Source organism: Psychrobacter sp. 78a-MNA-CIBAN-0178 (genome assembly GCF_040309625.1).
Taxonomy (GTDB): domain Bacteria; phylum Pseudomonadota; class Gammaproteobacteria; order Pseudomonadales; family Moraxellaceae; genus Psychrobacter; species Psychrobacter okhotskensis.
Window position 1 is genome coordinate 1 of sequence record NZ_JBEOOZ010000007.1, and the last position, 24696, is coordinate 24696.

Sequence of the window (24696 nt, forward strand, 5' to 3'; positions counted from 1 at the left end):
ACCCCTTGCCAGATGTGCCAGTTTCATCAGGTGCAAATAGTGACCCGCTACCTCACTCGTCGACCTAAGAACAGTGCCAGTATCGAGCTTAGACGACTTACTTTAGAAATAAAACTGCTTGATAAAGAGGCGTTCATACAGCGCTTAGATCACTGGTATGTGACTCATGAAGCCTATCTCAATGAACGTAGTACCAATGACGATAACAGTAGAACGTGGTACACGCATAAGCGCCTTAGAAGTGCTTATCGTAGCCTCAGAACCAATAGTGATTGGTTATTCATTTATCAAGAATATAAGCATTTAGACATACCAAATACCACCAATTCTCTTGAAGGATTATTCAGTGAGTTAAAGCGACAATTACACAGTCATCATGGTCTAAATGAGCAGCGTAAGTTGCGGTTTATTAAAGACTTTTTAGGGTTAAAGTCACTTAAATAGCATGAATTATGTCCATTAGCGACTACCTTCTACTTTTTAGCATGAATTTTGTCCATTACACCCCATTCATTTTTTTCAACCTAATAAAAAACCCGCCTAGAGAGCGGGTGTGTTTACTAGTAGGCTTATATTTTTATCAAATGTTTTATGCAAACACTTTTAAACGCGCGCGACCATTAACGACGGCTTGCTTGACCTGATTGGGTGCGGTACCACCTAAATGATCGCGAGCGGCCAATGAGCCTTCTAGCGTTAGATACTCAAAGACATCGTCACCGATGGCATCGCTAAATTGCTGTAGCTGTGCCAAAGATAAATCGCTCAAATCGACCCCTTCTTTGATCCCTAAAGCGACGGCATGACCAACCACTTCGTGAGCATCACGGAAAGCGACACCGTTACGCACCAAATAATCAGCCAAATCAGTCGCTGTCGCATAGCCTTTCATCGTAGCAGCGCGCATGTTTTCTTTATTTGGCGTGATATTTGGTAGCATATCAGCGAACGCTAATAGCGAACCCGTTAAGGTATCGACGCAATCAAAGAGCGGCTCTTTGTCTTCTTGGTTGTCTTTGTTATAGGCAAGCGGCTGACTTTTCATTAGACTTAATAGCGTCATTAACTGCCCGAAGACACGGGCGGCTTTACCGCGAACCAACTCAGGTACATCAGGGTTTTTCTTTTGCGGCATGATAGAGGAGCCGGTACAAAAGCGATCTGGAATTTGCACAAAGTTAAATTGCGCGGACATCCAAAGAATAATCTCTTCGCTCATGCGTGACATGTGCATCATTAGAATAGAAGCTGCTGAGGTGAACTCAATGGCAAAATCTCGGTCCGAAACCGCATCGAGTGAGTTTTGACAAATACCTTCAAAACCTAGCAGTTTGGCCGTAATCGTACGGTCGATGGGGAAGGTCGTACCCGCAAGGGCGGCGCTACCGAGCGGCATTTGATTGATACGGCGACGCGCGTCAACGAGGCGTTCGGTATCGCGGTATAACATCTCAAACCAAGCCATTACGTGATGACCAAAGCTGACGGGCTGCGCGGTTTGCAAATGGGTAAAGCCTGGCATGATAGTATCAGTATGCTGCTCAGCCAAATCTAGCAAGCCGCTTTGTAAACGTACCAATAGAGCGATGATATTGTCGGTCTCTTCACGTAGCCACAGGCGGATATCGGTGGCAACCTGATCGTTACGGCTACGACCTGTATGTAGCTTTTTGCCTACCGCACCGACGATATCTGTCAGGCGTGATTCAACGTTCATATGCACGTCTTCAAGCGCAATCGACCAGTTAAACTCACCGGCTTCAATCTCACGTAGTACTTGTTGTAGACCGTCAATAATAGTCGCAACGTCCTCGGCGCTCAAGATATCGCACTCTTTAAGCATGGTGGCATGCGCAATCGAGCCTTGAATATCATGACGGGCAAAACGTTGGTCAAAACCAACCGAAGCGGTGAAGGCGGCAACGAAGCTATCAGTCGCTTCACTAAAGCGTCCGCCCCACATCTGTTGGCCTTGGCTGTTTTGTGGCGCTGCGTTTGTTATAGGGGCATCTGTGCTAAAATCAGTGGCAGATGAATTTTTATTTGAATCGGGATTACTAGGATTTGAAGAATTGGCGTTCATATCGGTCTAAGACAAGTCAAGAGAATAAGAGCTCAAGTATAGCAAATGATGAGGTTGCCTTACTAGCTGCGCGCTTAGAGTTTTTTATTCCCAAGCTCATGGATGTCATGAGACCTTGGCAATGGCTGCTGGCAATCTTTTTTTGGTCGCTATTTGTGGCGATTGTTGATCGTCATAGCGTACCGAGTGGAACCCAGTTTATTATCAAGTTTATAGCAAGGTTTTTTCAAAACTCGTTTGCACTTATATCTTCATTTTATTTAATTGATTATTTACGCCCCGTTTTTAAGCGCCTGTCCATAAGGACAGTTAGTATCTATGTTTTACTAATTTTAACGACCACTACAGCCGTCACTATCACGTTAGTCTTGCTGATTATGATGAACTTTGGCTGGTTTAATCAAAGTTTTGATTTTCTTATTTCAGCTGTTTTACTTTATACGCTGATTACAGCAGGTTTTACCATTGCGGCGTTGCTGTTCTTTTTACATCGCTATCGTGAGTTGAATGCGCTCAAGCAATCGTTTGAATATAAATTGACAGCGCAAAACGATGTGATTAAAGCGCGCCTTGCCCCGCATTTTTTCTTTAATACCATTAATACTTTGGTGTCCCTTATCGAGTCTAACCCATCACGAGCCGCCGACTTATTACAGCACGTGTCAGCATTATTTCGTGCCAGTTTTGAAGGCGCACGCGAGATTAGCTTTGAAGAAGAAATCGCCCTTTGTGAGCATTATCTTGCCATTGAGTCTATCCGCTTAGCAGATAAGCTGATCATGAGTTGGCAGCTTCCCGATGAGGATGTGATGTATGATATGGTCATCACCGCGTTGACGCTACAGAGTGTGATTGAAAAAATGCTGCTGAATGTGGTTGAGATGACGACAGAGACTATTTATATGGATATCGAGGTAACGTGGCAACAGCACCGCGTGACCATCACAATCCATGTGCAGCTGCCCCAAAAAACCTTGATGATTAATTACGATTTGCGCCAGCATATGAATTTTTATATTCAAGCTGAGCGCTTACGGGCTTATTTTGGCGAAAGCGCGGACATTCAAAGTACGGTGACCAGTAAACAAATTGTCACTGTTATTGACTATCCTCTGCAAGACGTCAGTTTATAATACTTTTCTGGTTTTATTCCTATCGGTAACTGACCGTGGCATATTTATTGCAGCATTTATTATACTACTATCGTCGTTAGTTTTAGATGATGGCGATAAAAGTTTAGGAATAAATGCTATTATGTTATTGATACTATTAAAAAATCTACTAAGTATGCCGTAAGAGAGGAGTTTCCATGCGGATTGTAGTTTGTGATGATGAGCCATTGGCACGTGAGCGTTTGGGTAGGATTGTGCAGGAGTCAGGTCATCAAGTGGTTGCGCAAGCAACGACAGGCGCAGAGGCCATTGTTGCGGTAAAAACTCAACAGCCAGACATCATTTTACTAGACATTCGCATGCCTGAAATGGACGGTGTACGCTGTGCGCAAGAGCTATCCAAGCTGGAGCATCCACCAGCGATTATTTTTGTCACCGCTTACGATCATTACGCGATTGCGGCGTTGAAAGCCAATGCTATTGGTTACTTATTAAAACCGGCTAACAAAGATGAATTGTTAGAAGCGCTTAATAAGGCTAAAAATCTAAATGCGGCCCAGCTAAATGAGATTCGTAAGCTCGAAGACCCAACGGCACGTCCCATGCGAGAACATATCGCGGCGCGTACCCATCGCGGTGTCGAGTTGATTAAGCTCAAAGATATTTATTATTTTACCGCGGATCAAAAGTACGTCAAAGTTCGTCATAAAGACGGTATTGTATTGATTGACGAGACCCTAAAAGAGCTTGAGCAAGAGTTTGAAGACCGCCTCTTTCGGGTACACCGGAACGCTATCATCAACCTCAGCTTTTTGGACTTTTTAGAGACCCTAGATGCTGGACAGTATCAGATACGCTTTAAAGGGATTGATGAGACGCTAGCGGTTAGCCGCCGTCACCTACCAGCGTTACGTGACAAAATCCAAAGTATGTAACAGACCGTTGCGATAGCGAAATAATCAGCCCATATCATCAAACCCTTATTTATGCTTAAATAGGGGTATTTTTTTGCGTCAGCAGTCATGACATATGGTTTTTATCACCTATTTGATAGGGTGGATTTGCGTGAGGGTTTAGCGTCCATTTGGCATTGACAGCGCATTATCGTACCGAACTTATTGAGGCCCTTTATGAGCAATCCGCAGCAACCTGCTTTGACTACCTTAAATATCGCCACGCGTCAGAGCCCATTGGCGTTATGGCAAGCTGAGCATATTCGTGATCGCCTGTTAGAGATGTATCCTAGCTTGACCATTAATTTGCTAAAAATTGTCACTAAAGGTGACAAAATTTTGGATACACCCTTGGCTAAAATCGGTGGTAAAGGCTTGTTTGTCAAAGAGCTTGAGCAGGCATTGTATGCTAAACAAGCGGATATCGCCGTGCATTCACTAAAAGACGTACCCATGCAGTTACCAGAAGGCTTGACGCTCGGTGTTTATTGCAAACGCGCCTCGCCCACGGATGCCTTTGTTTCCAATACTTATAATAGTATTGATGAGTTGCCACAAGGCGCGGTAGTCGGCACGTCAAGCTTGCGTCGTCAGTGTCAAATCAAAGCCTACCGCCCCGATCTGCAAATCAAAACCTTGCGCGGCAACGTTGGTACCCGTTTGGGTAAGCTGGATGCGGGCGAGTATGATGCGATTATCCTAGCGACCAGTGGGCTACAGCGCATTGAGCTGGATGAGCGTATCCGCGGTGAGCTTGATATCGATGCTTGCTTGCCAGCAGTTGGACAAGGCGCTTTAGCGATTGAATGCCGTGAGGGTGATGCTGAAGTACTGAAACTACTCGCGCCGCTTAATGACGACAAAGCCCGTATTCGCCTTATCGCTGAGCGCGCGCTAAACCGTCATTTAGAAGGTGGTTGCCAAGTGCCAATTGCGGCTTATGCTGTTTTACAAATGGCTGATGAAACCGCTGCTAACAACGATGACAATGGTAATAATGGCAACAATGATAACGGCAATGTATTGTGGCTACGTGGTCGTGTGGGTCAGGCTGATGGTAGTGAGCTGCTAAAAGCGGACAAACGATTAACATTAAGCGGCACACAAGATGAGCAAGAAGCGCAAGCCAATCAGCTCGGTATCGATGTCGCCGATCTGCTGCTCGCTGATGGTGCTGGTGCTATCTTATCAGCGATTTATCATCCTGAATAATACCTCAGTGCTAGTGCTTAAACAGTAAATAAGTACGGCGACTGGCTTGGGCATATAGTGGTAATCACTTATACGCCCTTTGATTACGCTAACTTTAATTTCATTAGCATTTTGTCATTGTCATTGTCATTGTGATTATCATGGTAGGTTTATGTCTTACTCAACATCGCAGTCTACTGATTCCAATCGGTCCACTGAGAATTTATCAGCGCCGCAACAAGTGGTCATCAATACGCGCCCGATAGAGCGTGCAGCGCCACTGACCCAGTGTCTACAAGCGGCAGGACTGTCGGTCATTGAGATGCCGATGTTGACATTACAAGCGCGTGCCACGACCGATAAAGACAGACAAATGATGCGGCAGTGGCTGGCAGGTGATTATCAAGCATTGGTTATTGTTAGTCCGACCGCTGCGGCCTCTGGGTTAGCCATGTGGCAAGCACTTGAGGTTGAGCGTCAAAAACCAAATAAGACTACTGAGCTGGTAGAGTCCGCATTGATGGCGTTAGAAACGCCAAGTCATTTAATTGCGGTTGGTGATGCGACTGCTGCTGTCCTCAATAATGTCCAGCTACCCGTGGCCAGTTATCAAGTACGACAGCCTAGCATTGCCAATAATGAAGGTATGCTAGCGATGCCTGAGATAGAAAGTCTACAAGCAGGCGATAAGCTATTGATATGGCGCGGGCTTGGCGGACGTCGTCTGCTAGTCGATACCTTACAGGCGCGCGGTGTGCATATCGATAGTATTGCTTGGTACGAGCGCATCATGCCAGAGGATGCGCAGAGCCAGTATGAGCAATGGTTGCAGGATTTTTATGCACAAAATGCTTTGCAAGCTAATGCCACTGTAGATAGAGTAAAGCCAATCGTCGTGATCAGTAGTGGCACGGCCTTTGAGCATTGGGCCAGTATTGTTGAAGCCGCGGTAGTTAAGGTTTTAGACGAGAAGAATTTAGAAGCAATTGCAAATCAAAGCAAGACCGATAACGCGGCGCTTAAATTATCAGACTTCGCTTATGTCGTATTGGGCGAACGTTTGGCAAACATGGTCGCACAACAGCAGCTGAGCTATTGGCGTGTGGAAGATTTGGCACCAGAAACTATTCTGGCAGCCATTAACTCTAAAACTTTATAAACATATAACTGTGCTAATTGATGACATGCCTTAGTGCTTGATACATTTTTTCGCTCGCTTTAAACATGGTTAACCTTACCAATAACGGTACTGTCTTATGTCAACGAATTCTGAATCATTATCTAGGGATCCTTCTGCTATCCAGCAGCGCCGCCAAGCAAACACCTTATTGTTGCGTCTGCAATGGTTGGTGATATTGCTACTTATCGCGGCGTTATTAGGCCTATATATTAGCCATCAACGTTTTCAACACAGCGTCAATGAGCGCTTACAAAGCAATGAGCAGGTGATCAGTCGTCTAAATGAGATGGATGATCGCATATTCGCCATGAGTCAGCAGACCTTACCAGAGCCGAGCGTGGCAGCCAGTAACCAAGCTCAGAACCAGCTGGATTTACTGCGTATCCAAATACAGGCAGCCAATAGATTACTGGCTGACAATAACGATAGCGCAGCGATAGACTTACTACGGGGTCTGCACTGGCAATTAGCCCAAAGCAGCAATGAGATTGCCCCGGCGTTGAGCGTCGTCATTAAGCAAAGCTTGCTCAAAGATATCGAACGTCTGCAAGCACAAAGTGCACAACCAAGCCCATGGCAAATCCAAAATCTAGCGATTCAGAATATTCAAGATTTTTTGCACAGTCATGAGCGGGCAGCGAACAGCAATAGTAATGGCACTAACAATAATAATGGCAATGAGAGCACTCAAAAAAATACTCAGCAAAGTAGAGCAGTAGGCAATAATAATCTTACCCTGAACCGCCGCCAATTAACCATTCATGAAGTTATCATGACATTGAATTTAGCGAGTCAAGCCAGCAATATGCGTGAACAGGATCAGCTTATCAGCTATCTGACGCAAGCTCGTAAGCAATTAAAAACCTTAGTACCACCATCTTCTATGACTGCTAGCAAACAACCTGCGCAATCAGCAGCAAAAAGTATGACGAGCGCTACTAAAAATACAAACGATTTGGCCAAGAATTTAGAAACAATGAAAGCGCCAAGCGATATTGCAGAAGTGATTAATTGGCTCGATCAACTTATTGCCAACGCACCGAAACCAACGCCACTATTGACCACGCAAATTCTAGAAAAACCGCCACGTTAACGTCAATGAGCAAATCTTGTTTAAAATAGTCGTCTATATCAAGATTGAAAGATAAGGTTAAAACATGGATAAGAAAAATAAGACAGCCAATCGTGCCGCTGATGTATCAAGCGCTAGCCGCCCTGAGGAATTGGCACATTATCCGGTTATTCATCATCAGCCGATTCACTGGGGCGAGATGGATGCGTTTAACCACTTAAACAATGTCGTCTATTATCGTTATGCTGAGTCAGCGCGTATTGCGTATTTGCAGACGTTAGGGATGTTTGATGGCAGTATGGTGACAGTCCTCGCTCAGTCTAGCTGTCAGTATTTACGACCAGTCGTATATCCTGACACTTTATTATTGGGCGTACGCTGTCAACGCTTGGGCACAACCAGTATTGTTATAGAATATAGTTATTATAGCGCTTCGCAGCAAGCGCTGGTCGCTACTGCTGAGGCAGTCGTGGTGCGCTTAGAGAGTGATGGCAAAACTAAGTTGCCTTGGACAACCGAGGAGCGCAAGCGACTGCTCGCATTAGAAACAGCAGTCGGACACACGCCTAAATTTTAAAAATTAACCCCTAATAAATAAAAAAGCACGCTAACGGTAAAGTAGCGTGCCTTTTTATGTGTGACTAATATTGAATCATCCAGCCAATCAAATCCTAAACTTGCTTTGGCGCATGCACAAAATCAACCACGTTCAGATCAAAGCCTGAAAGGGCATAAAACTTCATTGGTGAGGACAATAGGCGCATATCACGCACGCCTAAATGGCGCAAAATCTGTGCGCCAACCCCGATACTACGATAAGGCTGTTGGGTAATGGTAGATAGCGACTCATTATCAGCGGCTTTATCCAAGGCGTCGCCCAAATCAATCGGTTGATGACTGCCAATCCAAACCAACACGCCGCGATCTGAGGCACTGATTTCTTCTAACGCCGACTGTACGCTCCAGCCACTACGGCCTGTGGTATCATTTTTAGCAGCAAATAAATCACGCAAAGGGTGGAAGCCGTGTACACGTACCGTACTGACGCCTTCGCTGACATCACCTTTTACCAAGGCTAAATGCGTTTCATCCGCCCCAAATTCGCGGAAGCGATGTAGGGTAAAGGTGCCGTGTTCAGTCTCAAAGGGACGCGACTCAATCTCTTCTACCGTTTGCTCATTGGCAATGCGGTAGTTGATAAGATCAGCGATGGTGCCCATTTTGATGCCGTGCTCTTTTGCAAATATCTCGAGATCATCACGGCGTGCCATTGTACCATCAGCATTGATGATCTCTACAATCACTGCTGCGGGCTCAAGACCTGCCAATCGTGCTAAGTCGCACCCTGCTTCGGTATGTCCGGCACGGTGCAATACGCCGCCGTTTTGTGCCATGATCGGGAAGATATGCCCAGGTTGTACGATGTCTTCAGGTTTTGCTGCAGATGAGACCGCTGCTTGAATAGTGCGCGCGCGATCGGCCGCAGAGATACCCGTGGTGACACCTTCAGCTGCTTCAATTGACACGGTAAAGTTGGTGCTAAATTTTGCCTCATTGCGATCTGACATCAGCGGTAGTGCCAACTGTTGGCAACGTGCTTGTGATAAAGTCAAACAAACCAAGCCACGTGCATGGGTAATCATAAAGTTAATATCTTCAGGGCGCACATGGGTCGCCGCCATAATGATATCGCCTTCGTTTTCGCGGTCTTCATCGTCCATCAAAATAACCATTTTTCCGGCACGAATGTCTTCGATAATCTCAGGAATCGTATCTAAACTCATAGGAAGTCTCAATATTTTATTATGTATAAATCAGTGTGATGTGGGATATAAATGTTTATCCGGCTATTGTAGCAGTAGATAGCACCACGCGCTGCTGTGCTAAGGTAAAACCTGCCTTAGTTGGCGCAATATGCTATAAAAATGACCTACTCACTTGGCTGGTGTATATCGTTATGAGGTCATTTTAACGCTTTTCACCCCAGCATGCTGCATCATCTTGACAATCTGTCCATTAATAGCTTAAAAATAGTGATAAGTAATATCAATGATGCAGGCAGATAATCTTTATTGGTCATTACTCGCCGCTTGGCTTTTTAGCCAATCCATAAACTGCTTGCTGTGTTGTTCACGCTGATTGTCCGCAAACTCATAAAAGTTGGTCCCGATTAAATTGTCTGGCAAATATGACTGCGGATAATAGTGGTTGGGATAATCGTGTGGGTAGATGTAATCTTGACCATAGCCTTGATTACGCATCAGCTTGGTCACGCCATTACGTAGATGTAGCGGCACAGGAGATGCAACCTTTTCTGCCAACGCCATTGCAGCATTGATGGCTTTATACGTGCTATTGCTTTTGGCACTGGTCGCCAGATAAACCACCACTTGTCCTAAGATAATACGTGCTTCTGGCATACCAATCGACTGTACACTACGTAATGCTGCATCGGCGAGGAGTAGGGCATTAGGATTGGCATTGCCGATATCTTCACTGGCCAAAATCACTAAGCGCCGCGCAATAAAATCGGCAGGCTCGCCGCCAACGAGCATGCGCGCCATCCAATAAAGTGCCGCATCAGGATCGGAGCCGCGTACGGATTTTATCATTGCCGATATAATATCGTAATGCTGCTCACCATCCTTGTCATACCGTACTAAGGCGGTTTGCGCCACTCGGCTAACCAGTTCGTCATCAATAATCATTGGCGACTGCTTAGCGTCAGCCGTTTGAATTGCTAGCTCTAATACATTTAGCGCCTTTCTGGCATCACCATGTGCCAATTGACTGATGGTATTTTGTGCTTGCAGGTCGATAGACAAATTTTGCAGAATGTTATCTTCTTGCATGGCTCGTTTTAAGACCGCACTGATTTGTTCAGGCGTTAGTGGCTCTAGACGATAAACTTGGCAACGAGATAGCAGCGCATTATTGACACTAAAAGAGGGGTTCTCGGTGGTCGCGCCAATCAAAGTAATATCACCAGATTCTACCGCGCCCAGTAGCGCATCTTGTTGGGCTTTGTTAAAACGATGAATCTCGTCGATAAAAACCACTGGCGATTCAAAGTTTAAAGAATCTTTGGTATCTAGCACTTCACGCAGTTGTTTGACGCCAGTATTCAAGGCTGATAGCGCATGAAAAGGCCTGCCAACCGCGTCAGCCAACAGCATCGCAATCGTGGTTTTACCAATGCCAGCTTCGCCATGCAAGATAATGGACGGCAGGTGTCCTTGCTCCACCAAGCGTCTCAATGGCGCACCCTCTGATAATAAATGTTCTTGACCAATGATGGCATCAAGAGTCGTGGGGCGCATACGCTGAGCAAGTGGGGTATCGGCATGAAAGTTAGGCGGCATAGGACTCTCTATTATAGGATCGGCTGTTACAGGGTCTGATAATGATTATTTCATCAAAACGACTATTGATTGAATTGAAGACACGCCCTAGACATTGGTAGTAAAAATAAGCTAATTTAGACAGACAGTACTTCATTTTTATACAAACAGCTCTTTATTACTATTATGGTTGAGCTGCTAGGCTAACGCAGATTGGCGTTAAGAAAAACTGGCTAAGTGTACAGCTTATGTCCTAGACAATTGGTTTTTAATGTTTGGTTTTTAATGTCTGTATCCCTATTAAGGGCTCAGCACCATTCGCTAGCATAAGGCAATCCATTGATGATGTCTCAGCAGACTTTCAAACAGTTTTTACGGGCAAAATTTTCCAAAAAACAATCACGCAAGCTGACTGCTGGCGAAATTGTGCTGGCTCGTTCAGTGTTCGGTAGCAATATTAAACTTGATGATGTTCATCTTAAAACGGCGCGTTGGGTACTAAAAAACTATGCGGTTAGTCCCAATGGCAACATTTACTTTCATCCTGCAGATTGGATAGCAGATTTTAGCCATGCCTCTATTGGTAAGCAAAGTTGGCTGATACACGAGCTAACCCATGTTTGGCAGCTACAACAGGGCCTCAAGGTGGTACGCGGTGCGCTTATCAATCGCCGCTATGATTATGTATTAGAAACAGGCAAGTCCTTTTTTAACTATGGTATCGAGCAACAGGCGCGCATGGTACAGGATTATTTCGTACGTCAGCAGCTTGGGAAAGACTGTCACGATTTAGAAGCCTGTATTCCATTTTTGACCAGACACTCTGTGGACAATACTAAAAAATAGATAGCTCATTCAGCGGTTAAGCTCTATATTGTGATAAATAGCTATTTTTCTGAATACCCAATATTATAAATAGCGATGATGATAAAGCAGGCTAAATACTACAAACACCAGTATGGCTGCGCAAAAACCGAACGCATTAGCACTATACTGAAGCCATACACTGAAACAATGCACTGAAGCCATGAAATGTCGCGACAATCTGAGCTTTTAATAGGTTAGCTTCTAACGTTAGCTTTTAACAAAGGATATGTACTCTGATGTTTAAATTTTTGTCAGCTGAGTCTGATATCGATTCGCACAACGATAGTATCAACCAAGGTCGCCTTTGTCTGCGCCCATCGTCAATGTTGCTGGCGGCGACAATGACAGGGCTGCTATTCTTGACGGGCTGTCAGCAAAAGCCAGCAGAAGAGCCTGTGATAGATTATGACCAAACCACTGAAAAAACAAGCGTAGAAGACAGCGAGCCTATGCCGCAAAGTGATTCAGCTGCTGCCCGCATAGAGCAGTTCCAGCCCTTGTACGTCGCTCAAGCGCAAGGGTTGCAGCAGCGCTTGCAAGCAGAGTATGATTCATTACAAGCTGCTGATGCGTCAGGTGGCGATGCTTTATTGCTTGAAGGAGCGCCTGACACTACGGCTAATGATGATGGCAATCTTGGCAATCAAGTGACTGCTAGTAATACACTCGATGATAGCGGCTTGCCAGCTACAGAGGCAAGCGACAATAATGTGTCTGAGCAAGCATCAGTACCAGCCGCTACCGAGAGCGATGTTACGGATGCTGACATTAACACCAGTACTGAGGTTGGTGAGCGCGATTTGACCGTGCTTAAGCGTATCAGTCTTGAGCCACGTAAGCCGGTGATGTTGTCGGAAGCACAGATAATAGAAAGCTATCAGCAAGCGATGGAAGCACTATATCAACCGGTAACGACACCACTTAGTGCTGAAGATATCAATACCTTAATTAATATAGCAACCTTGACCCCGCAACTGTTCGAGCATGCAGAAATCGCTGGCAGAGTCAGTGCAAAAAGCCCAGCGCTGGCGCGTTTGATAATTCAACATCAAGTCTGGGAGCAGATAGAAGCTCAGCAAGTATTAGATATGCAGCAGATGAAAATCAATCAGCAGCAAGAGTTTGAAACACTGATGACTAAGTTCAATGAAACCATCAAAGACTACGATGAGCAAATTGCCAAATATGAGCAGACGTTAAAAGAGTTTCAGTAAAGTGTGATTTGTCATCACGTTATTAAATTTAGACCATAAAAAATCCCGCTACGAGAGCGGGATTTTTTATGTTGCTGATAAGGGCTTACTATTTGCGATCTTCAACTTTAACAAAATCGCGTTTTGTCTCACCAGTATATAACTGACGCGGGCGACCGATTTTGAACGGTGCACTGTGCATCTCTAACCAATGGCTGATCCAACCAGAGGTACGGGCTAGAGAGAAGATAACCGTAAACATTGACGTTGGGATACCAATGGCTTTTAGAATGATGCCAGAGTAAAAATCAACGTTTGGATACAAGTTACGCTCGATGAAGAACGGGTCTTCTAAAGCGATTTTCTCAAGTGCCATAGCAAGCTCAAGCTTAGGATCGTTGATACCAAGCGCGGCTAATACTTCATCACAAGTCTCTTTCATGACTTGTGCGCGTGGGTCAAAGTTTTTGTAGACGCGATGACCAAAGCCCATAAGCTTCACTTCACGGCTTTTCACTTTTTCCATGAATTCAGGCACGTTTTCTACCGAACCGATTTCATCTAGCATCTCAAGAACGGCTTCGTTGGCACCGCCATGTGATGGGCCCCAAAGAGCCGCGATACCAGCAGCGATACACGCATAAGGATTGGCACCAGTAGAGCCTGCCAAACGCACGGTAGACGTCGATGCATTTTGCTCATGATCAGCGTGTAAGGTAAAGATTTTGTCCATGGCTTTAGCGATGACTGGGTTTACTTTATAGTCAACGTCAGCAGGGGTGGCAAACATCATATATAAGAAGTTTTCTGCATAGCTAAAGTCATTGCGTGGATACATGAACGGTTCGCCTTGTGAGTATTTATAACTCATCGCAGCAAGCGTTGGCATTTTAGCAATTAGACGGATAGCAGTGATTTCGCGATGATCTTCATTGCTGACATCTAGGTTTTCATGATAGAACGCTGATAAGGCACCAACGACACCAACCATAATGGCCATTGGATGCGCGTCACGGCGGAAGCCTTCAAAGAATTTGCGTAATTGATCATGAACGCCTGCATGCTTACGGATTTTTTCAAAGAAGTCGGCTTTTTGCTCGGCGTTAGGTAACTCGCCATGAACGAGGGCATAGGCCACTTCTAAATATTCAGCATTGTTTGCTAATTGATCGATAGGGTAGCCGCGATGTAATAATTCACCTTTACCACCATCAATGAAAGTGATTTTTGATTCGACAGGTGCGGTTACTTTAAAACCAGGGTCATAAGACCAAAAGCCTGACTCTTGTAGAGCTGCAACATCGATAACTGGGCGCCCTAAAGTGCCTGTAATAATAGGAAGTTCGTATTCTTTACCATCTACGGTTAGTTTGGCGTTAGTGTCAGCCATAAATTCCTCTCCATTGGTTGTAACTTGTTAGAATAAAAATATACCGACGCACAGCCTCGCGCCATTAGTAGTCAAACGGTCAAAATGTTTTTGACCCATTTAATATGCAGGCTATATTAGCAGCAATTCTCTATGATTTGAAAAAACTTTTAGCAGCAGCAGCGCCAACTGGTGTGGTTTCACAGTATCTATCCACTGTAATTTTTGTATCAAAATATGTCTGCTTGGTTATTTTGCTCAAAACACACCCTTTTATCGTGCTAAACCAAATCTCATTATTTGCATAAGATCTGTATCGATTTGCCAAAATAGAGCCGTTGGCATTCTGGTTATTTATGCTAAAAACAGAGTGCGTATGAGTAGTAGGCGAACAGAATAGGTCAACAAATTCGTTAGGCTGAGATGTCGGAGGGGATTTAGTATTGCACAAATTCGTTTGTTTGTTAAATAAGCCTTCTTATTTCATTACTTTAGGGATAAATTTGTAATTGTCGCTCAGTCATTTTATAATTAGCGTTACTTAACTGGCACTCGCTTTGTGCGAATTGATAAGTGGTCGTGATATAGTGTCGTTTAAAGCTGATGATATCTATAGATGACCAAACGGTGACTGTTTCGATCAAAACCGTAGGTGATGGTCCGATAGATCTCGTTAACTGTCCTATTTTTAAGTAATCAGCTTATTTTAATTAATCCGCTCATGGTTCGTATTGATATAGAACATACAGTCGTGTTTTTCTATATGACGTGTTTTTCTATATGAAAAGTATCAGTATGAAAAGTATCAGTAAAAATAGAATAGTTAATCGATCTAATGAATGGTTGTGTTTACTTGTGGGATAGTCGATGGGCTGACGTTAAGCGCTTATCTATCTCACAAGTCTTGCTAAACCGTTTATCAATACCTTTTATCATACGACCCTTTCTTCATATTTAGCACAAACTAAACGAAGTCAGCTAGCTCTTCCTTACTTTATTAGTCTCGTGTGTTGCTCAATGCCTAATTGACGCCATTAATGTCAAGCGTTGCTAGCAGATACAGGAGTATAACCGCAAAAAGGATGCCCGCTGTGAAAAGCAACCGACCTATTGATCTGCCTTTAAGCCAAGTGATTAGCGTTAATCGCTCACCGATCGCAATTGCCTCAATCTTGCATCGTATCACTGGTATTATCTTATTTTTACTGATTCCTGTCATGCTGTGGTTACTACAGAACTCATTGGCCTCGCCTGAGAGTTTTGAAACCGTGTTTGACAACGTACTCGTGCGCTTTTTGGCATGGATATTCGTGGCCGCGATTGCTTATCACTTTGTGATGGGTATCAAGCACTTATTCGCTGATATGGGCATGAACGAAGAACTAAAATCTGGCCGCACTGCCTCTATGGTCAGTTTTGTGATTGCAGCGATTCTAATTGTCGCGTCATTTGTATGGGTGATGTTCTAATGATAAAAAATAATTCAGGAGTCAAAAGCGCGACTGGTCTCACCGGATCAGGCTCACGTGATTGGATTGTTCAGCGCATTAGTGCTGTCGTCTTAGCCGTTTATAGTGTAGTACTTCTAGGCTTTTTCTTAACGCATGGCGATGTGACCTTTGTTGAATGGTCACAGTTTATGATGAGCTTGCCGATGCGCTTATTTAGCTTGGTGGCTATCCTTGCGTTAGCAGGTCATGCTTGGGTGGGAATGTGGACCGTCTTTACGGATTATATTACCACGGGCAAATTAGGCTCAAGCGCAGCAGGTCTACGTCTGGTGTTGCAGACACTTATGATCATTGCCATTTTAGTATTCTTATTTTGGGGTATTATGATTTTTTGGGGTAATGGCTTCGCTGTCGTTGCTGTCTAAAGACTCAATATCTAAGCCTTATTTATCGGTAGGTTTTATCAATAACGCTATCAATAATTCAGGTTTTACAAACGAAGCTAGATTCTACAAAATAAGCTAGGCTTTAAAAATAAGGATGGACTGCTTGGTCAGTTTTATAGACGGTTAAAGTCTTTAAGAGCAGTCTTTCAGTAGCCATATAATAGTCACGAGTTTCAATTGTTTTTGGCTGAGACAGTCGCTTATATGAGGGTGAATATAAGTCAACTTTGCCAGACACGACGATGACTATGCACATTTTAGTAAGTGGTTTGAGGTGGTTTACCTCGTCAATTTTAAGTGGTTTGCTTGATTAGACAGAATAGACGTTCAATCAGCCAACTACCGTGACGTAATAAGTAACCCTTGTATTTACTTCGCAAGCATTAACAGGCATTAGGAAAACCGTAATGGCAACTAGACAAGATAATACCATTAGTAATATTAAGACTCTAAACTACGATGCCGTCATCGTTGGTGGTGGTGGCTCAGGTATGCGTGCGTCACTACATTTGGCCGAAGCGGGCATGAATGTGGCGGTCATTACCAAAGTATTCCCGACCCGTTCGCACACGGTTGCCGCTCAAGGTGGTATCGGTGCAAGTTTGGGTAACATGAGCAATGACAACTGGCACTTTCACTTTTATGACACCGTTAAAGGGTCAGATTGGTTGGGTGACCAAGACGCTATCGAATATATGTGCCGTGAAGCGCCAAAAGTGGTGTATGAGCTTGAGCACATGGGCATGCCGTTTGACCGTAATGAGGATGGCACGATTTATCAGCGCCCATTCGGTGGTCATACTTCTAACTATGGTGAAAAAGCTGTACAACGTGCTTGTGCTGCGGCTGACCGTACGGGTCACGCACTATTGCATACCCTTTATCAAAAAAACTTAGAGCAAGGTACTCAATTCTTTATTGAGTGGATTGCCCTTGATTTAATCAAAGATGAAGCCGGTAATATCAACGGTGTGGTCGCGCTTGAGCAAGAAACAGGGACGGTTGCGGTATTCCAGTCACCAATTACTGTTTTGGCAACTGGCGGCGCTGGTCGTATCTTTGAAGCCTCTACCAACGCTTATATCAATACTGGTGACGGTATCGGTATGGCAGTTCGTGCTGGCGTGCCACTTCAGGATATGGAATTCTGGCAGTTCCACCCAACGGGTGTGGCTGGTGCGGGCGTTCTATTGACGGAAGGTTGCCGCGGTGAAGGTGCTATCTTGCGTAATAAAGATGGCGAAGCCTTTATGGAGCGTTATGCGCCAACCGTAAAAGACTTGGCACCACGTGATTTGGTTTCGCGCTCTATGGATCAAGAAATCAAAGAAGGCCGTGGTTGTGGTCCGAATGCAGACTATATCGTTATGGATATGACGCATTTGGGTGTTGAAACCATCATGAAGCGTTTGCCATCAGTCTTTGAGATCGGTAAAAACTTTGCGAACGTCGATATCACCAAAGAGCCTATCCCTGTTATTCCAACCATTCACTATATGATGGGCGGTATTCCGACGACGATTCATGGTCAAGTTATCACGCCGGATTTAGATGCGGAGACGGATGAAGACGGCCTATATACCAAAGGCAATGTCGTTAAAGGTCTATATGCTATTGGCGAATGTGCTTGTGTCAGTGTCCATGGTGCCAACCGTTTAGGAACCAATTCACTGCTCGATTTGTTGGTATTCGGTCGGGCAGCAGGTAAGCATATCGTTGATGAATTCCATCATGCCGATCACAACTACAAGCCGCTTGATCCACGCGTTCTTGATTTTACCGTGAAGCGTTTAGACAAGTTACAACAGTCTACTGAAGGCTATAATGCTCAAGACGTTGCAGACGAGATTCGTGCCGTGATGCAAAAGCATGCTAGCGTATTCCGTACCCAAGCCATGATGGACGAAGGTGTTGAGAAAATCTTAGCGCTGGGTGACAAAATTGACCAAATCCATTTAGCTGATAAATCACAAGTGTTCAACACCGCTCGTATTGAAGCATTTGAAGTCGCAAACCTTTACGAAGTGGCTAAAGCAACCATGATCTCAGCGGCTAACCGTCACGAAAGTCGCGGTGCCCACAGTGTGTCAGATTATGACCGCCCAGAAGATGATGACTATGCACCAAACGGTCGTAACGATCATGACTGGATGAAGCATACACTTTGGTACTCTGAAGGCAATCGCATTGTTTATAAGCCTGTTCGTAAAGTACCGCTGACTGTTGACTATATCGAGCCAAAAGTTCGCGTCTATTAAGTCTAGACTGCGCGGCTTTTATATCTGTTATATAAAAGCCGCGCAAACGTTCTATCCCTTATTAATTTATTAAAAAGGTGACCGCCAGCTACATGCTCATGCCAGCGCTGTAATAAAGAGAGACCCTCTAGCGCTGACATGCGGCAACCTTTGTATGCCCGCCATCACCTACGTGTGGAGTTTAGCATTATGAGCCGAGGTACTCGCACCATCGAAATCTATCGCTACGATCCTGACTTGGACGCAGCGCCGCGCATGCAAACTTATACGATTGAGCTACTAGACTCAGATCGTATGTTGCTTGACGTGTTATTACGCCTAAAAAAGGAAGATGAAACCATCACCTTCCGTCGCTCTTGCCGTGAAGGCATTTGTGGCTCTGACGGCATGAATATTAATGGTAAAAACGGTTTAGCCTGTTTGTTAAACATGAACACGCTACCCGAAAAAATTACTATTCGTCCGTTACCAGGTTTGCCTGTTGTGCGTGATTTGGTTGTCGATATGAACCAATTCTACGAGCAGTACGAAAAAGTACACCCGTACTTAATTAATGATCAGCCTGCACCGCCAACGGAGCGTTTACAGTCACCTGAACAACGTGAAAAGCTAAACGGTCTGTATGAATGTATCCTATGTGCGTGCTGCTCAACCAGCTGCCCATCATTCTGGTGGAATCCTGATAAGTTCTTAGGCCCATCAGCACTATTACACGCTTATCGCTTTGTTGCTGATAGCCGTGATGGTGATACGCAAGCACGTTTGGCACGTTTGGACGATCCATTCAGCCTATTCCGCTGCCGTGGTATCATGAACTGTGTTTCAGTTTGTCCAAAAGGCTTAAACCCTACCAAGGCAATCGGTCATCTACGTAACATGCTGATTGATCAAGCAGGTTAAACGGGTTCATTGTTGCATGGTTGTATGCACACATCATCACGAAACACCGTCTCATTATTAGGCGGTGTTTTTTATTGAACAAATTTGCATAGTGATAGAATGTGTCGTGATCGAATGCAAGCGAGGTTTTTCTGATTGCTATCTAACTTGCTATTTAAGAAGACAGCCATCATATATTTTAAAGGACGATACAAGGCGCGAAAAAACGTTGCTTCTTACCGTTGTAAGACCAAAAAATATTATAGATAGTAGAGTTTTTCATCAAAAAAGCAGGAAATAACTGGTCAAAAGTAAGGCAGTATTAACAATACGTTGGTGGTATGTAAGAAGATGAGTTATATGAGCAAACTCTCTATATAATTACCAATAGAAATGTACGAAGTGGGAGGTTTATAATAGATATTCATTATGTAAATACCTACTATTGAGCAAACAAACTATGTCATGCGGGGTACGCATGCTAAGCTATACAGCAATGTATGTTTGTCAAAAAAGACGGTAAATATCTCTTATACAAAAACATTTCAGCGAAAATAGCCAGTTTATAGGCTAGCTGAACGATAGGATGTTTACCAAAGATATTACCATTAATGAATTGGTTATAGCTGATAGCAGTATATATAAATTAATGTTGTGAAACGAGTCTGATAAGAAAACCGGACGTTCACAAATAATTTGATTGAATGACTATTATCTGAGATAAGTATTGTAGTAGCACTCGTTGTCGTTGCTTGATATATGTTTTATCAATAGTGATAACGGCTTCTTTCTATAGCACAAATAACATTTAATACGAATAGAGCTTTTATATACTAAATATTAGCCATCGCCATTCTTACTTAATGGTGAATTTTAAGAGTCAAAATACCGAACGTACAATGAACGACACAATAATAAGCACGATTCCATTCATTTATCTATCAAATAGACGATTATTATGAATAGTATAACTAAAGAAGCTGCAGACGTAGAACATACTGAACTGGCTGCTGATAATGCCAATTATATCGAAGCACTTTATGAGCAGTACTTAACTGACCCTACGAGTGTTGATACCGATTGGCAAGCGTATTTTGCCCAGTATCAGTCGCCAAATGATGCTCAGCATAACGCCATCAAAGATCAGTTTTTATTGCTTGCTCGCAATCAGACGGCCAACAAGATTACCCCCGCAACCACAACGACTAGCAATGCCGCTGACTGTGCCGACCCTAAGCAAATGGGCGTACAGCAGCTGATTTCTGCTTATCGTCGCCGTGGTCATCGCCGTGCAAAATTAGATCCGTTGGATCTACATCCGCGCGCTGAAGTCGAAGATTTGACCCTTGAGTACCACAATCTCTCAGAAGCTGATTTAGACACCATTTATCCTACCAATGATTTGAATATCGGTAAGGACGAAGCACCGTTACGAGAAATTATTGAAATTATGGAGCGTGTTTATTGCCGCTACATCGGTGTCGAATATATGCACGTCACCACCAGTACCGAAAAGCGCTGGATGGAACAATATCTAGAGACCAACTTAGGTCATATCGAGTTTGACAAAGAAAAGCGTTTGTCTATTCTTGAACGTTTGACGGCAGCCGAAGGCCTAGAAAAATATCTAGCGCGTAAGTATACAGGTGTTAAGCGTTTTGGTTTAGAAGGCGGTGAGAGCTTTATTCCTGCCGTTAACGAAATTATACAGCGTGCTGGTGGCTATGGTACCAAAGAGATGGTTATTGGTATGGCGCATCGTGGACGCCTGAACTTACTCGTAAATATCTTAGGTAAAAACCCCGCTGATTTGTTTGACGAATTCGATGGCAAAGTACAGCCAGAAAAAGGTTCAGGCGACGTTAAGTACCATAATGGTTATTCATCTAACGTGATGACGCCAGGTGGCGAAGCGCATTTAGCACTGGCCTTTAACCCATCGCATCTTGAGATTGTGGCACCCGTATTACAAGGCTCAGTCCGTGCTCGTCAAGTGCGTCGTAACGACCAAGCTCGCCATGAAGGTAAAGATGGTAATTCAGTACTGCCAATCGTTATCCATGGTGATGCAGCATTTGCAGGTCAAGGTGTGGTGCAAGAGACCTTCCAGATGTCACAAACTCGTGCTTACACTACTGGTGGTACGGTACATATCGTCATTAATAACCAAGTCGGCTTTACGACCAGTCGTCAAGAAGATTTGCGTTCGACAGAGTACTGTACTGATGTGGCGAAAATGGTACATGCGCCCATTCTACATGTGAATGGTGATGACCCTGAGTCTGTCGTATTTGCCGCTCAATTAGCATTAGATTACCGTCATGAGTTTGATAAAGACATTATCATTGATCTGTTCTGCTATCGTCGTAATGGCCACAATGAAGCGGATGAGCCGTCAGCGACTCAGCCATTGATGTATGCAGTCATCAAACAGCTACCAACGACCCGCACTCTCTATGCCCAGCAGTTAATTGAAGCGGGTATTATTAGTGAAGAAGAAGCGAAAAGTTACGAAGATTCTTACCGCGAATCGTTAGATCGTGGCGATTATGTGGTGAATTCTTTGGTCAGTGATCCTGATGAAGCGCTTTTTGTCGATTGGAAACCCTATCTAGGTCATGACCTCGTCGATGACTGGGATACCAGTGTCGATATCGAAACTCTTAAAGGCTACGGTCGCCGTATGGCTGAAATGCCTGAAGGCTACAAGTTACAGCGCCAAGTTCAAAAGATGGTCGATCAGCGTCTAGCGATGCAGACTGGCGAAGAGCCGCTGAACTGGGGCGCTGCTGAAACGTTGGCTTATGCCTCACTGGTTGATAATGATGGTGTATTAGTACGCATTACTGGCGAAGATGTCGGCCGTGGTACTTTCTCGCATCGTCATAGTGAGATTTATAACGTCAATGACGGTAGCATGTATGTGCCACTTGCGCATATGAGTGAAAAACAAGCGCGTTTTGCCACTTATAACTCACTATTATCAGAAGAAGCAGTATTGGCCTTTGAGTATGGCTATGCCACGACTGTACCAAACGCATTGATCGTTTGGGAAGCGCAGTTTGGTGACTTCGTCAACGGTGCGCAAGTAGTGATTGACCAGTTTATCTCAAGTGGCGAGACCAAATGGCAGCGTGTTTGTGGTCTAACCATGCTGTTACCGCATGGCTATGAAGGTCAAGGCCCAGAGCATTCATCTGCCCGTCTTGAGCGCTTCTTACAGTTATGTGCCGAAGACAACATGCAAGTGATTACGCCAACGACGCCGGCACAGATTTATCATGCGCTACGTCGTCAAGCCATACGTCCAATTCGCAAACCATTGATCGTCATGTCACCGAAGAGCTTGCTACGTCATAAGCTTGCCACGTCAAATCTAGAAGAGTTGGCCGTTGGTAAGTTTGAGACGGTTATCTCAGAGATGGATGATCACAATGCAGATAAAGTAACTCGTATGGTGCTATGTGGCGGCAAGGTTTATTATGACTTGTTAGAGCAGCGCCGTGCATTGGGTCTAGAGCATGTGGCTATTGTACGTCTTGAGCAGCTTTATCCGTTGCCAGAAGAGCGTTTGATTGCTGAGATTGAAAAATATAGCAACCTACAAGAGATCGTTTGGACGCAAGAAGAGCCGTTGAACCAAGGCGCTTGGTATTATTTGGCACCGCATATGTTCCGTATTGTCGTACCGCATCCAACCAAGGCAAAAGTCATGGAGCCGGTGGCACGACCTCCTAGTGCCGCACCTGCGACGGGCTCACCCAAATTACATGCTCAGCAGCAACAAGCATTGATCGCTGGTGGTCTTGGCATCAGTGTCGATGAGTTGTCAAAGTAATAGCTTATATCAGTAACAGTTTATAAAAGACACATGAATCAGGCGATGACAGTCGGTACCTAGCAATACCATATGAGTAACGCGATTGAAAACGGTATTGACTGCCCATCACGACTTAATAATAAATATGAATATCCAAATCTAAGGAGTATATCGATGGCTGATATTAAAGCCCCCGTTTTTCCAGAATCGGTTGCCGATGGCACAATCGTTGAATGGCATGTCACTGAAGGTCAACAAGTTAATCGTGATGACCTATTGGCTGAAATTGAAACCGATAAAGTTGTCCTCGAAGTCGTAGCGCCTGATGATGGTGTGGTGACTAAAATCGTTAAGCAAGTTGACGACACTGTGTTATCTGATGAGTTAATTGCAGAGTTCGAAGCGGGTGCAAGCGGTAGTGCAGATGCCGGTTCTAGCTCAAATGACGCTCCAGCTGTCAACCCAAATCAGCCAGCTGCGCCAGTACAAGCCAAGCAAAGTACTGACGGCGGTGAGCCAGTACAAGCGACTGACAAAAAAGACGAAGCTGACCATAAAGATCAAAGCCCAGCAGTGCGTAAAGCGGCAAAAGAAAGCGGCGTAGATCCTAAAAACGTTGAAGGTAGTGGTCGCGGCGGTCGTGTGACCAAAACTGACATGTCAAATCCAACGCTTAAAGCAGACAGCTCTATCAAGTCTGATAGTGGTCGTCCAGTCGCTGAATCGACGGGTGAACGTACTGAAAAACGTGTTCCGATGACGCGTCTACGTAAGCGTGTGGCTGAGCGTCTATTATCAGCGACGCAAGAGACTGCAATGCTGACGACGTTTAACGAAGTCAACATGAAGCCATTGATGGACATGCGTACCAAATATAAAGACCAATTCGAAAAACGTCATGGTGTGCGTCTAGGCTTTATGTCATTGTTTGTCAAAGCAGCGACTGAGGCTCTTAAACGCTACCCAGCAGTGAACGCGTCACTAGACGGTGATGATATTGTTTATCATGGTTTCTATGATATCGGTGTTGCGGTATCGTCTGATCGTGGTCTAGTGGTTCCAGTACTACGTGATACCGATCGCATGAGCATGGCAGATGTCGAAGCCAAAATCCGTGAGCTTGGCGGTAAAGCACAAGAAGGTAAGCTTGGGTTAGATGAAATGACTGGTGGTACCTTCACCATCTCTAACGGTGGTGTCTTTGGCTCATTGATGTCAACGCCTATCTTGAACCCACCACAAACTGCTATCTTGGGTATGCATGCTATCAATGATCGCCCGATGGCGGTTAATGGTGAGGTTAAAATCCTACCAATGATGTATCTCGCGTTATCTTATGACCATCGTATGATTGATGGTAAAGAAGCGGTACAGTTCTTAGTTACCTTAAAAGATTTGGTCGAAGACCCAACCATGCTGCTATTAGACCTGTAAGCTTCTAAGCTTGTATTGGCAACCGCCGATACAAGCTTTTTAACTTT

At 44.5% G+C, this 24696-nt stretch carries 19 protein-coding genes; 15 read left to right on the forward strand and 4 right to left on the reverse strand.

The genetic code is table 11. The annotated features are described in order from the left end of the window. Positions 1–444, forward strand: a 444-nt coding sequence (locus AAEY80_RS06140) for an IS256 family transposase, variant Zn-binding type (protein WP_350588040.1), incomplete at its 5' end; no start/stop codon positions are given. A gap of 145 nt (positions 445–589) precedes the next feature. Here AAEY80_RS06140 and argH read toward each other — a convergent pair. Next, entirely contained in the window at positions 590–1963 is a 1374-nt protein-coding gene (argH, locus tag AAEY80_RS06145) for an argininosuccinate lyase (RefSeq protein WP_101211188.1), read from the reverse strand. Positions 1964–2460: 497 nt separating this feature from the next. On the opposite strand from argH, the gene AAEY80_RS06150 reads away from it, so the two are divergent. From AAEY80_RS06150 to AAEY80_RS06175, 6 genes are all read left to right on the forward strand, one after another. Continuing rightward, the gene (locus tag AAEY80_RS06150; protein ID WP_350588041.1) at positions 2461–3216 is read left to right on the forward strand and encodes a histidine kinase; all 756 of its coding nucleotides are present in this window, start codon (positions 2461–2463) and stop codon (positions 3214–3216) included. 176 nt (positions 3217–3392) lie between these two features. After that, positions 3393–4130 (forward strand): LytR/AlgR family response regulator transcription factor, encoded by a 738-nt coding sequence (locus AAEY80_RS06155; protein ID WP_350588042.1) that lies wholly within the window; start codon positions 3393–3395, stop codon positions 4128–4130. Between the two features lie 195 nt (positions 4131–4325). Next, the gene (hemC, locus tag AAEY80_RS06160; protein WP_101211190.1) at positions 4326–5360 is read left to right on the forward strand and encodes a hydroxymethylbilane synthase; all 1035 of its coding nucleotides are present in this window, start codon (positions 4326–4328) and stop codon (positions 5358–5360) included. Between the two features lie 151 nt (positions 5361–5511). Then, the gene (locus tag AAEY80_RS06165; RefSeq protein ID WP_201566248.1) at positions 5512–6498 is read left to right on the forward strand and encodes a uroporphyrinogen-III synthase; all 987 of its coding nucleotides are present in this window, start codon (positions 5512–5514) and stop codon (positions 6496–6498) included. A 97-nt stretch (positions 6499–6595) separates the two neighbouring features. Beyond that, entirely contained in the window at positions 6596–7612 is a 1017-nt protein-coding gene (locus AAEY80_RS06170; RefSeq protein ID WP_350588043.1) for a hypothetical protein, read from the forward strand. A 64-nt stretch (positions 7613–7676) separates the two neighbouring features. Next, entirely contained in the window at positions 7677–8168 is a 492-nt protein-coding gene (locus AAEY80_RS06175) for an acyl-CoA thioesterase (protein ID WP_101211193.1), read from the forward strand. Between the two features lie 94 nt (positions 8169–8262). Here AAEY80_RS06175 and ribBA read toward each other — a convergent pair whose 3' ends face one another. Both ribBA and AAEY80_RS06185 read right to left on the reverse strand, forming a co-directional pair. Next, positions 8263–9375, reverse strand: coding sequence for a bifunctional 3,4-dihydroxy-2-butanone-4-phosphate synthase/GTP cyclohydrolase II (gene ribBA, locus AAEY80_RS06180; RefSeq protein ID WP_025652548.1), 1113 nt, complete (start codon positions 9373–9375; stop codon positions 8263–8265). 285 nt (positions 9376–9660) lie between these two features. Beyond that, on the reverse strand, positions 9661–10953 hold the full coding sequence (locus AAEY80_RS06185) for a replication-associated recombination protein A (RefSeq protein ID WP_350588045.1): 1293 nt from the start codon (positions 10951–10953) through the stop codon (positions 9661–9663). A 324-nt stretch (positions 10954–11277) separates the two neighbouring features. Between AAEY80_RS06185 and AAEY80_RS06190 the strand changes: the two genes are divergently transcribed. Next, the gene (locus AAEY80_RS06190) at positions 11278–11778 is read left to right on the forward strand and encodes a type IV secretion protein Rhs (RefSeq protein WP_350588091.1); all 501 of its coding nucleotides are present in this window, start codon (positions 11278–11280) and stop codon (positions 11776–11778) included. Positions 11779–12035: 257 nt separating this feature from the next. After that, positions 12036–13013, forward strand: a complete 978-nt coding sequence (locus tag AAEY80_RS06195) for a hypothetical protein (RefSeq protein WP_350588046.1) — start codon at positions 12036–12038, stop codon at positions 13011–13013. A gap of 88 nt (positions 13014–13101) precedes the next feature. Here AAEY80_RS06195 and gltA read toward each other — a convergent pair whose 3' ends face one another. After that, positions 13102–14382, reverse strand: a complete 1281-nt coding sequence (gene gltA, locus AAEY80_RS06200) for a citrate synthase (protein ID WP_350588047.1) — start codon at positions 14380–14382, stop codon at positions 13102–13104. A 1061-nt stretch (positions 14383–15443) separates the two neighbouring features. Here gltA and sdhC point away from each other — a divergent pair. From sdhC to odhB, 6 genes are all read left to right on the forward strand, one after another. Beyond that, complete coding sequence (gene sdhC, locus AAEY80_RS06205; protein ID WP_084212321.1) at positions 15444–15830, forward strand: succinate dehydrogenase, cytochrome b556 subunit; 387 nt, start codon at positions 15444–15446, stop codon at positions 15828–15830. A 2-nt stretch (positions 15831–15832) separates the two neighbouring features. Beyond that, the gene (gene sdhD, locus AAEY80_RS06210; protein ID WP_173240263.1) at positions 15833–16237 is read left to right on the forward strand and encodes a succinate dehydrogenase, hydrophobic membrane anchor protein; all 405 of its coding nucleotides are present in this window, start codon (positions 15833–15835) and stop codon (positions 16235–16237) included. Positions 16238–16665: 428 nt separating this feature from the next. Next, positions 16666–18516 (forward strand): succinate dehydrogenase flavoprotein subunit, encoded by a 1851-nt coding sequence (gene sdhA / locus AAEY80_RS06215; protein WP_025652540.1) that lies wholly within the window; start codon positions 16666–16668, stop codon positions 18514–18516. Positions 18517–18705: 189 nt separating this feature from the next. Continuing rightward, complete coding sequence (locus tag AAEY80_RS06220) at positions 18706–19416, forward strand: succinate dehydrogenase iron-sulfur subunit (protein ID WP_025652539.1); 711 nt, start codon at positions 18706–18708, stop codon at positions 19414–19416. 937 nt (positions 19417–20353) lie between these two features. Then, the gene (locus AAEY80_RS06225) at positions 20354–23233 is read left to right on the forward strand and encodes a 2-oxoglutarate dehydrogenase E1 component (protein ID WP_350588048.1); all 2880 of its coding nucleotides are present in this window, start codon (positions 20354–20356) and stop codon (positions 23231–23233) included. Between the two features lie 156 nt (positions 23234–23389). Continuing rightward, positions 23390–24649 (forward strand): 2-oxoglutarate dehydrogenase complex dihydrolipoyllysine-residue succinyltransferase, encoded by a 1260-nt coding sequence (odhB, locus tag AAEY80_RS06230; protein WP_025652972.1) that lies wholly within the window; start codon positions 23390–23392, stop codon positions 24647–24649. Positions 24650–24696: the final 47 nt, after the last annotated feature.

Coding starts and splice junctions, on each gene's coding strand:
- AAEY80_RS06190 (WP_350588091.1), top strand. CDS start 11,278: ATGTCTCAGCAGACTTTCAAACAGTTTTTACGGGCAAAATTTTCCAAA.
- argH (WP_101211188.1), bottom strand. CDS start 1,963: ATGTGGGGCGGACGCTTTAGTGAAGCGACTGATAGCTTCGTTGCCGCC.
- ribBA (WP_025652548.1), bottom strand. CDS start 9,375: ATGAGTTTAGATACGATTCCTGAGATTATCGAAGACATTCGTGCCGGA.
- AAEY80_RS06170 (WP_350588043.1), top strand. CDS start 6,596: ATGTCAACGAATTCTGAATCATTATCTAGGGATCCTTCTGCTATCCAG.
- sdhA (WP_025652540.1), top strand. CDS start 16,666: ATGGCAACTAGACAAGATAATACCATTAGTAATATTAAGACTCTAAAC.
- odhB (WP_025652972.1), top strand. CDS start 23,390: ATGGCTGATATTAAAGCCCCCGTTTTTCCAGAATCGGTTGCCGATGGC.
- AAEY80_RS06155 (WP_350588042.1), top strand. CDS start 3,393: ATGCGGATTGTAGTTTGTGATGATGAGCCATTGGCACGTGAGCGTTTG.
- AAEY80_RS06150 (WP_350588041.1), top strand. CDS start 2,461: ATGATGAACTTTGGCTGGTTTAATCAAAGTTTTGATTTTCTTATTTCA.
- sdhC (WP_084212321.1), top strand. CDS start 15,444: ATGCCCGCTGTGAAAAGCAACCGACCTATTGATCTGCCTTTAAGCCAA.
- gltA (WP_350588047.1), bottom strand. CDS start 14,382: ATGGCTGACACTAACGCCAAACTAACCGTAGATGGTAAAGAATACGAA.
- hemC (WP_101211190.1), top strand. CDS start 4,326: ATGAGCAATCCGCAGCAACCTGCTTTGACTACCTTAAATATCGCCACG.
- AAEY80_RS06175 (WP_101211193.1), top strand. CDS start 7,677: ATGGATAAGAAAAATAAGACAGCCAATCGTGCCGCTGATGTATCAAGC.
- AAEY80_RS06185 (WP_350588045.1), bottom strand. CDS start 10,953: ATGCCGCCTAACTTTCATGCCGATACCCCACTTGCTCAGCGTATGCGC.
- AAEY80_RS06225 (WP_350588048.1), top strand. CDS start 20,354: ATGAATAGTATAACTAAAGAAGCTGCAGACGTAGAACATACTGAACTG.
- AAEY80_RS06165 (WP_201566248.1), top strand. CDS start 5,512: ATGTCTTACTCAACATCGCAGTCTACTGATTCCAATCGGTCCACTGAG.
- AAEY80_RS06195 (WP_350588046.1), top strand. CDS start 12,036: ATGTTTAAATTTTTGTCAGCTGAGTCTGATATCGATTCGCACAACGAT.
- AAEY80_RS06220 (WP_025652539.1), top strand. CDS start 18,706: ATGAGCCGAGGTACTCGCACCATCGAAATCTATCGCTACGATCCTGAC.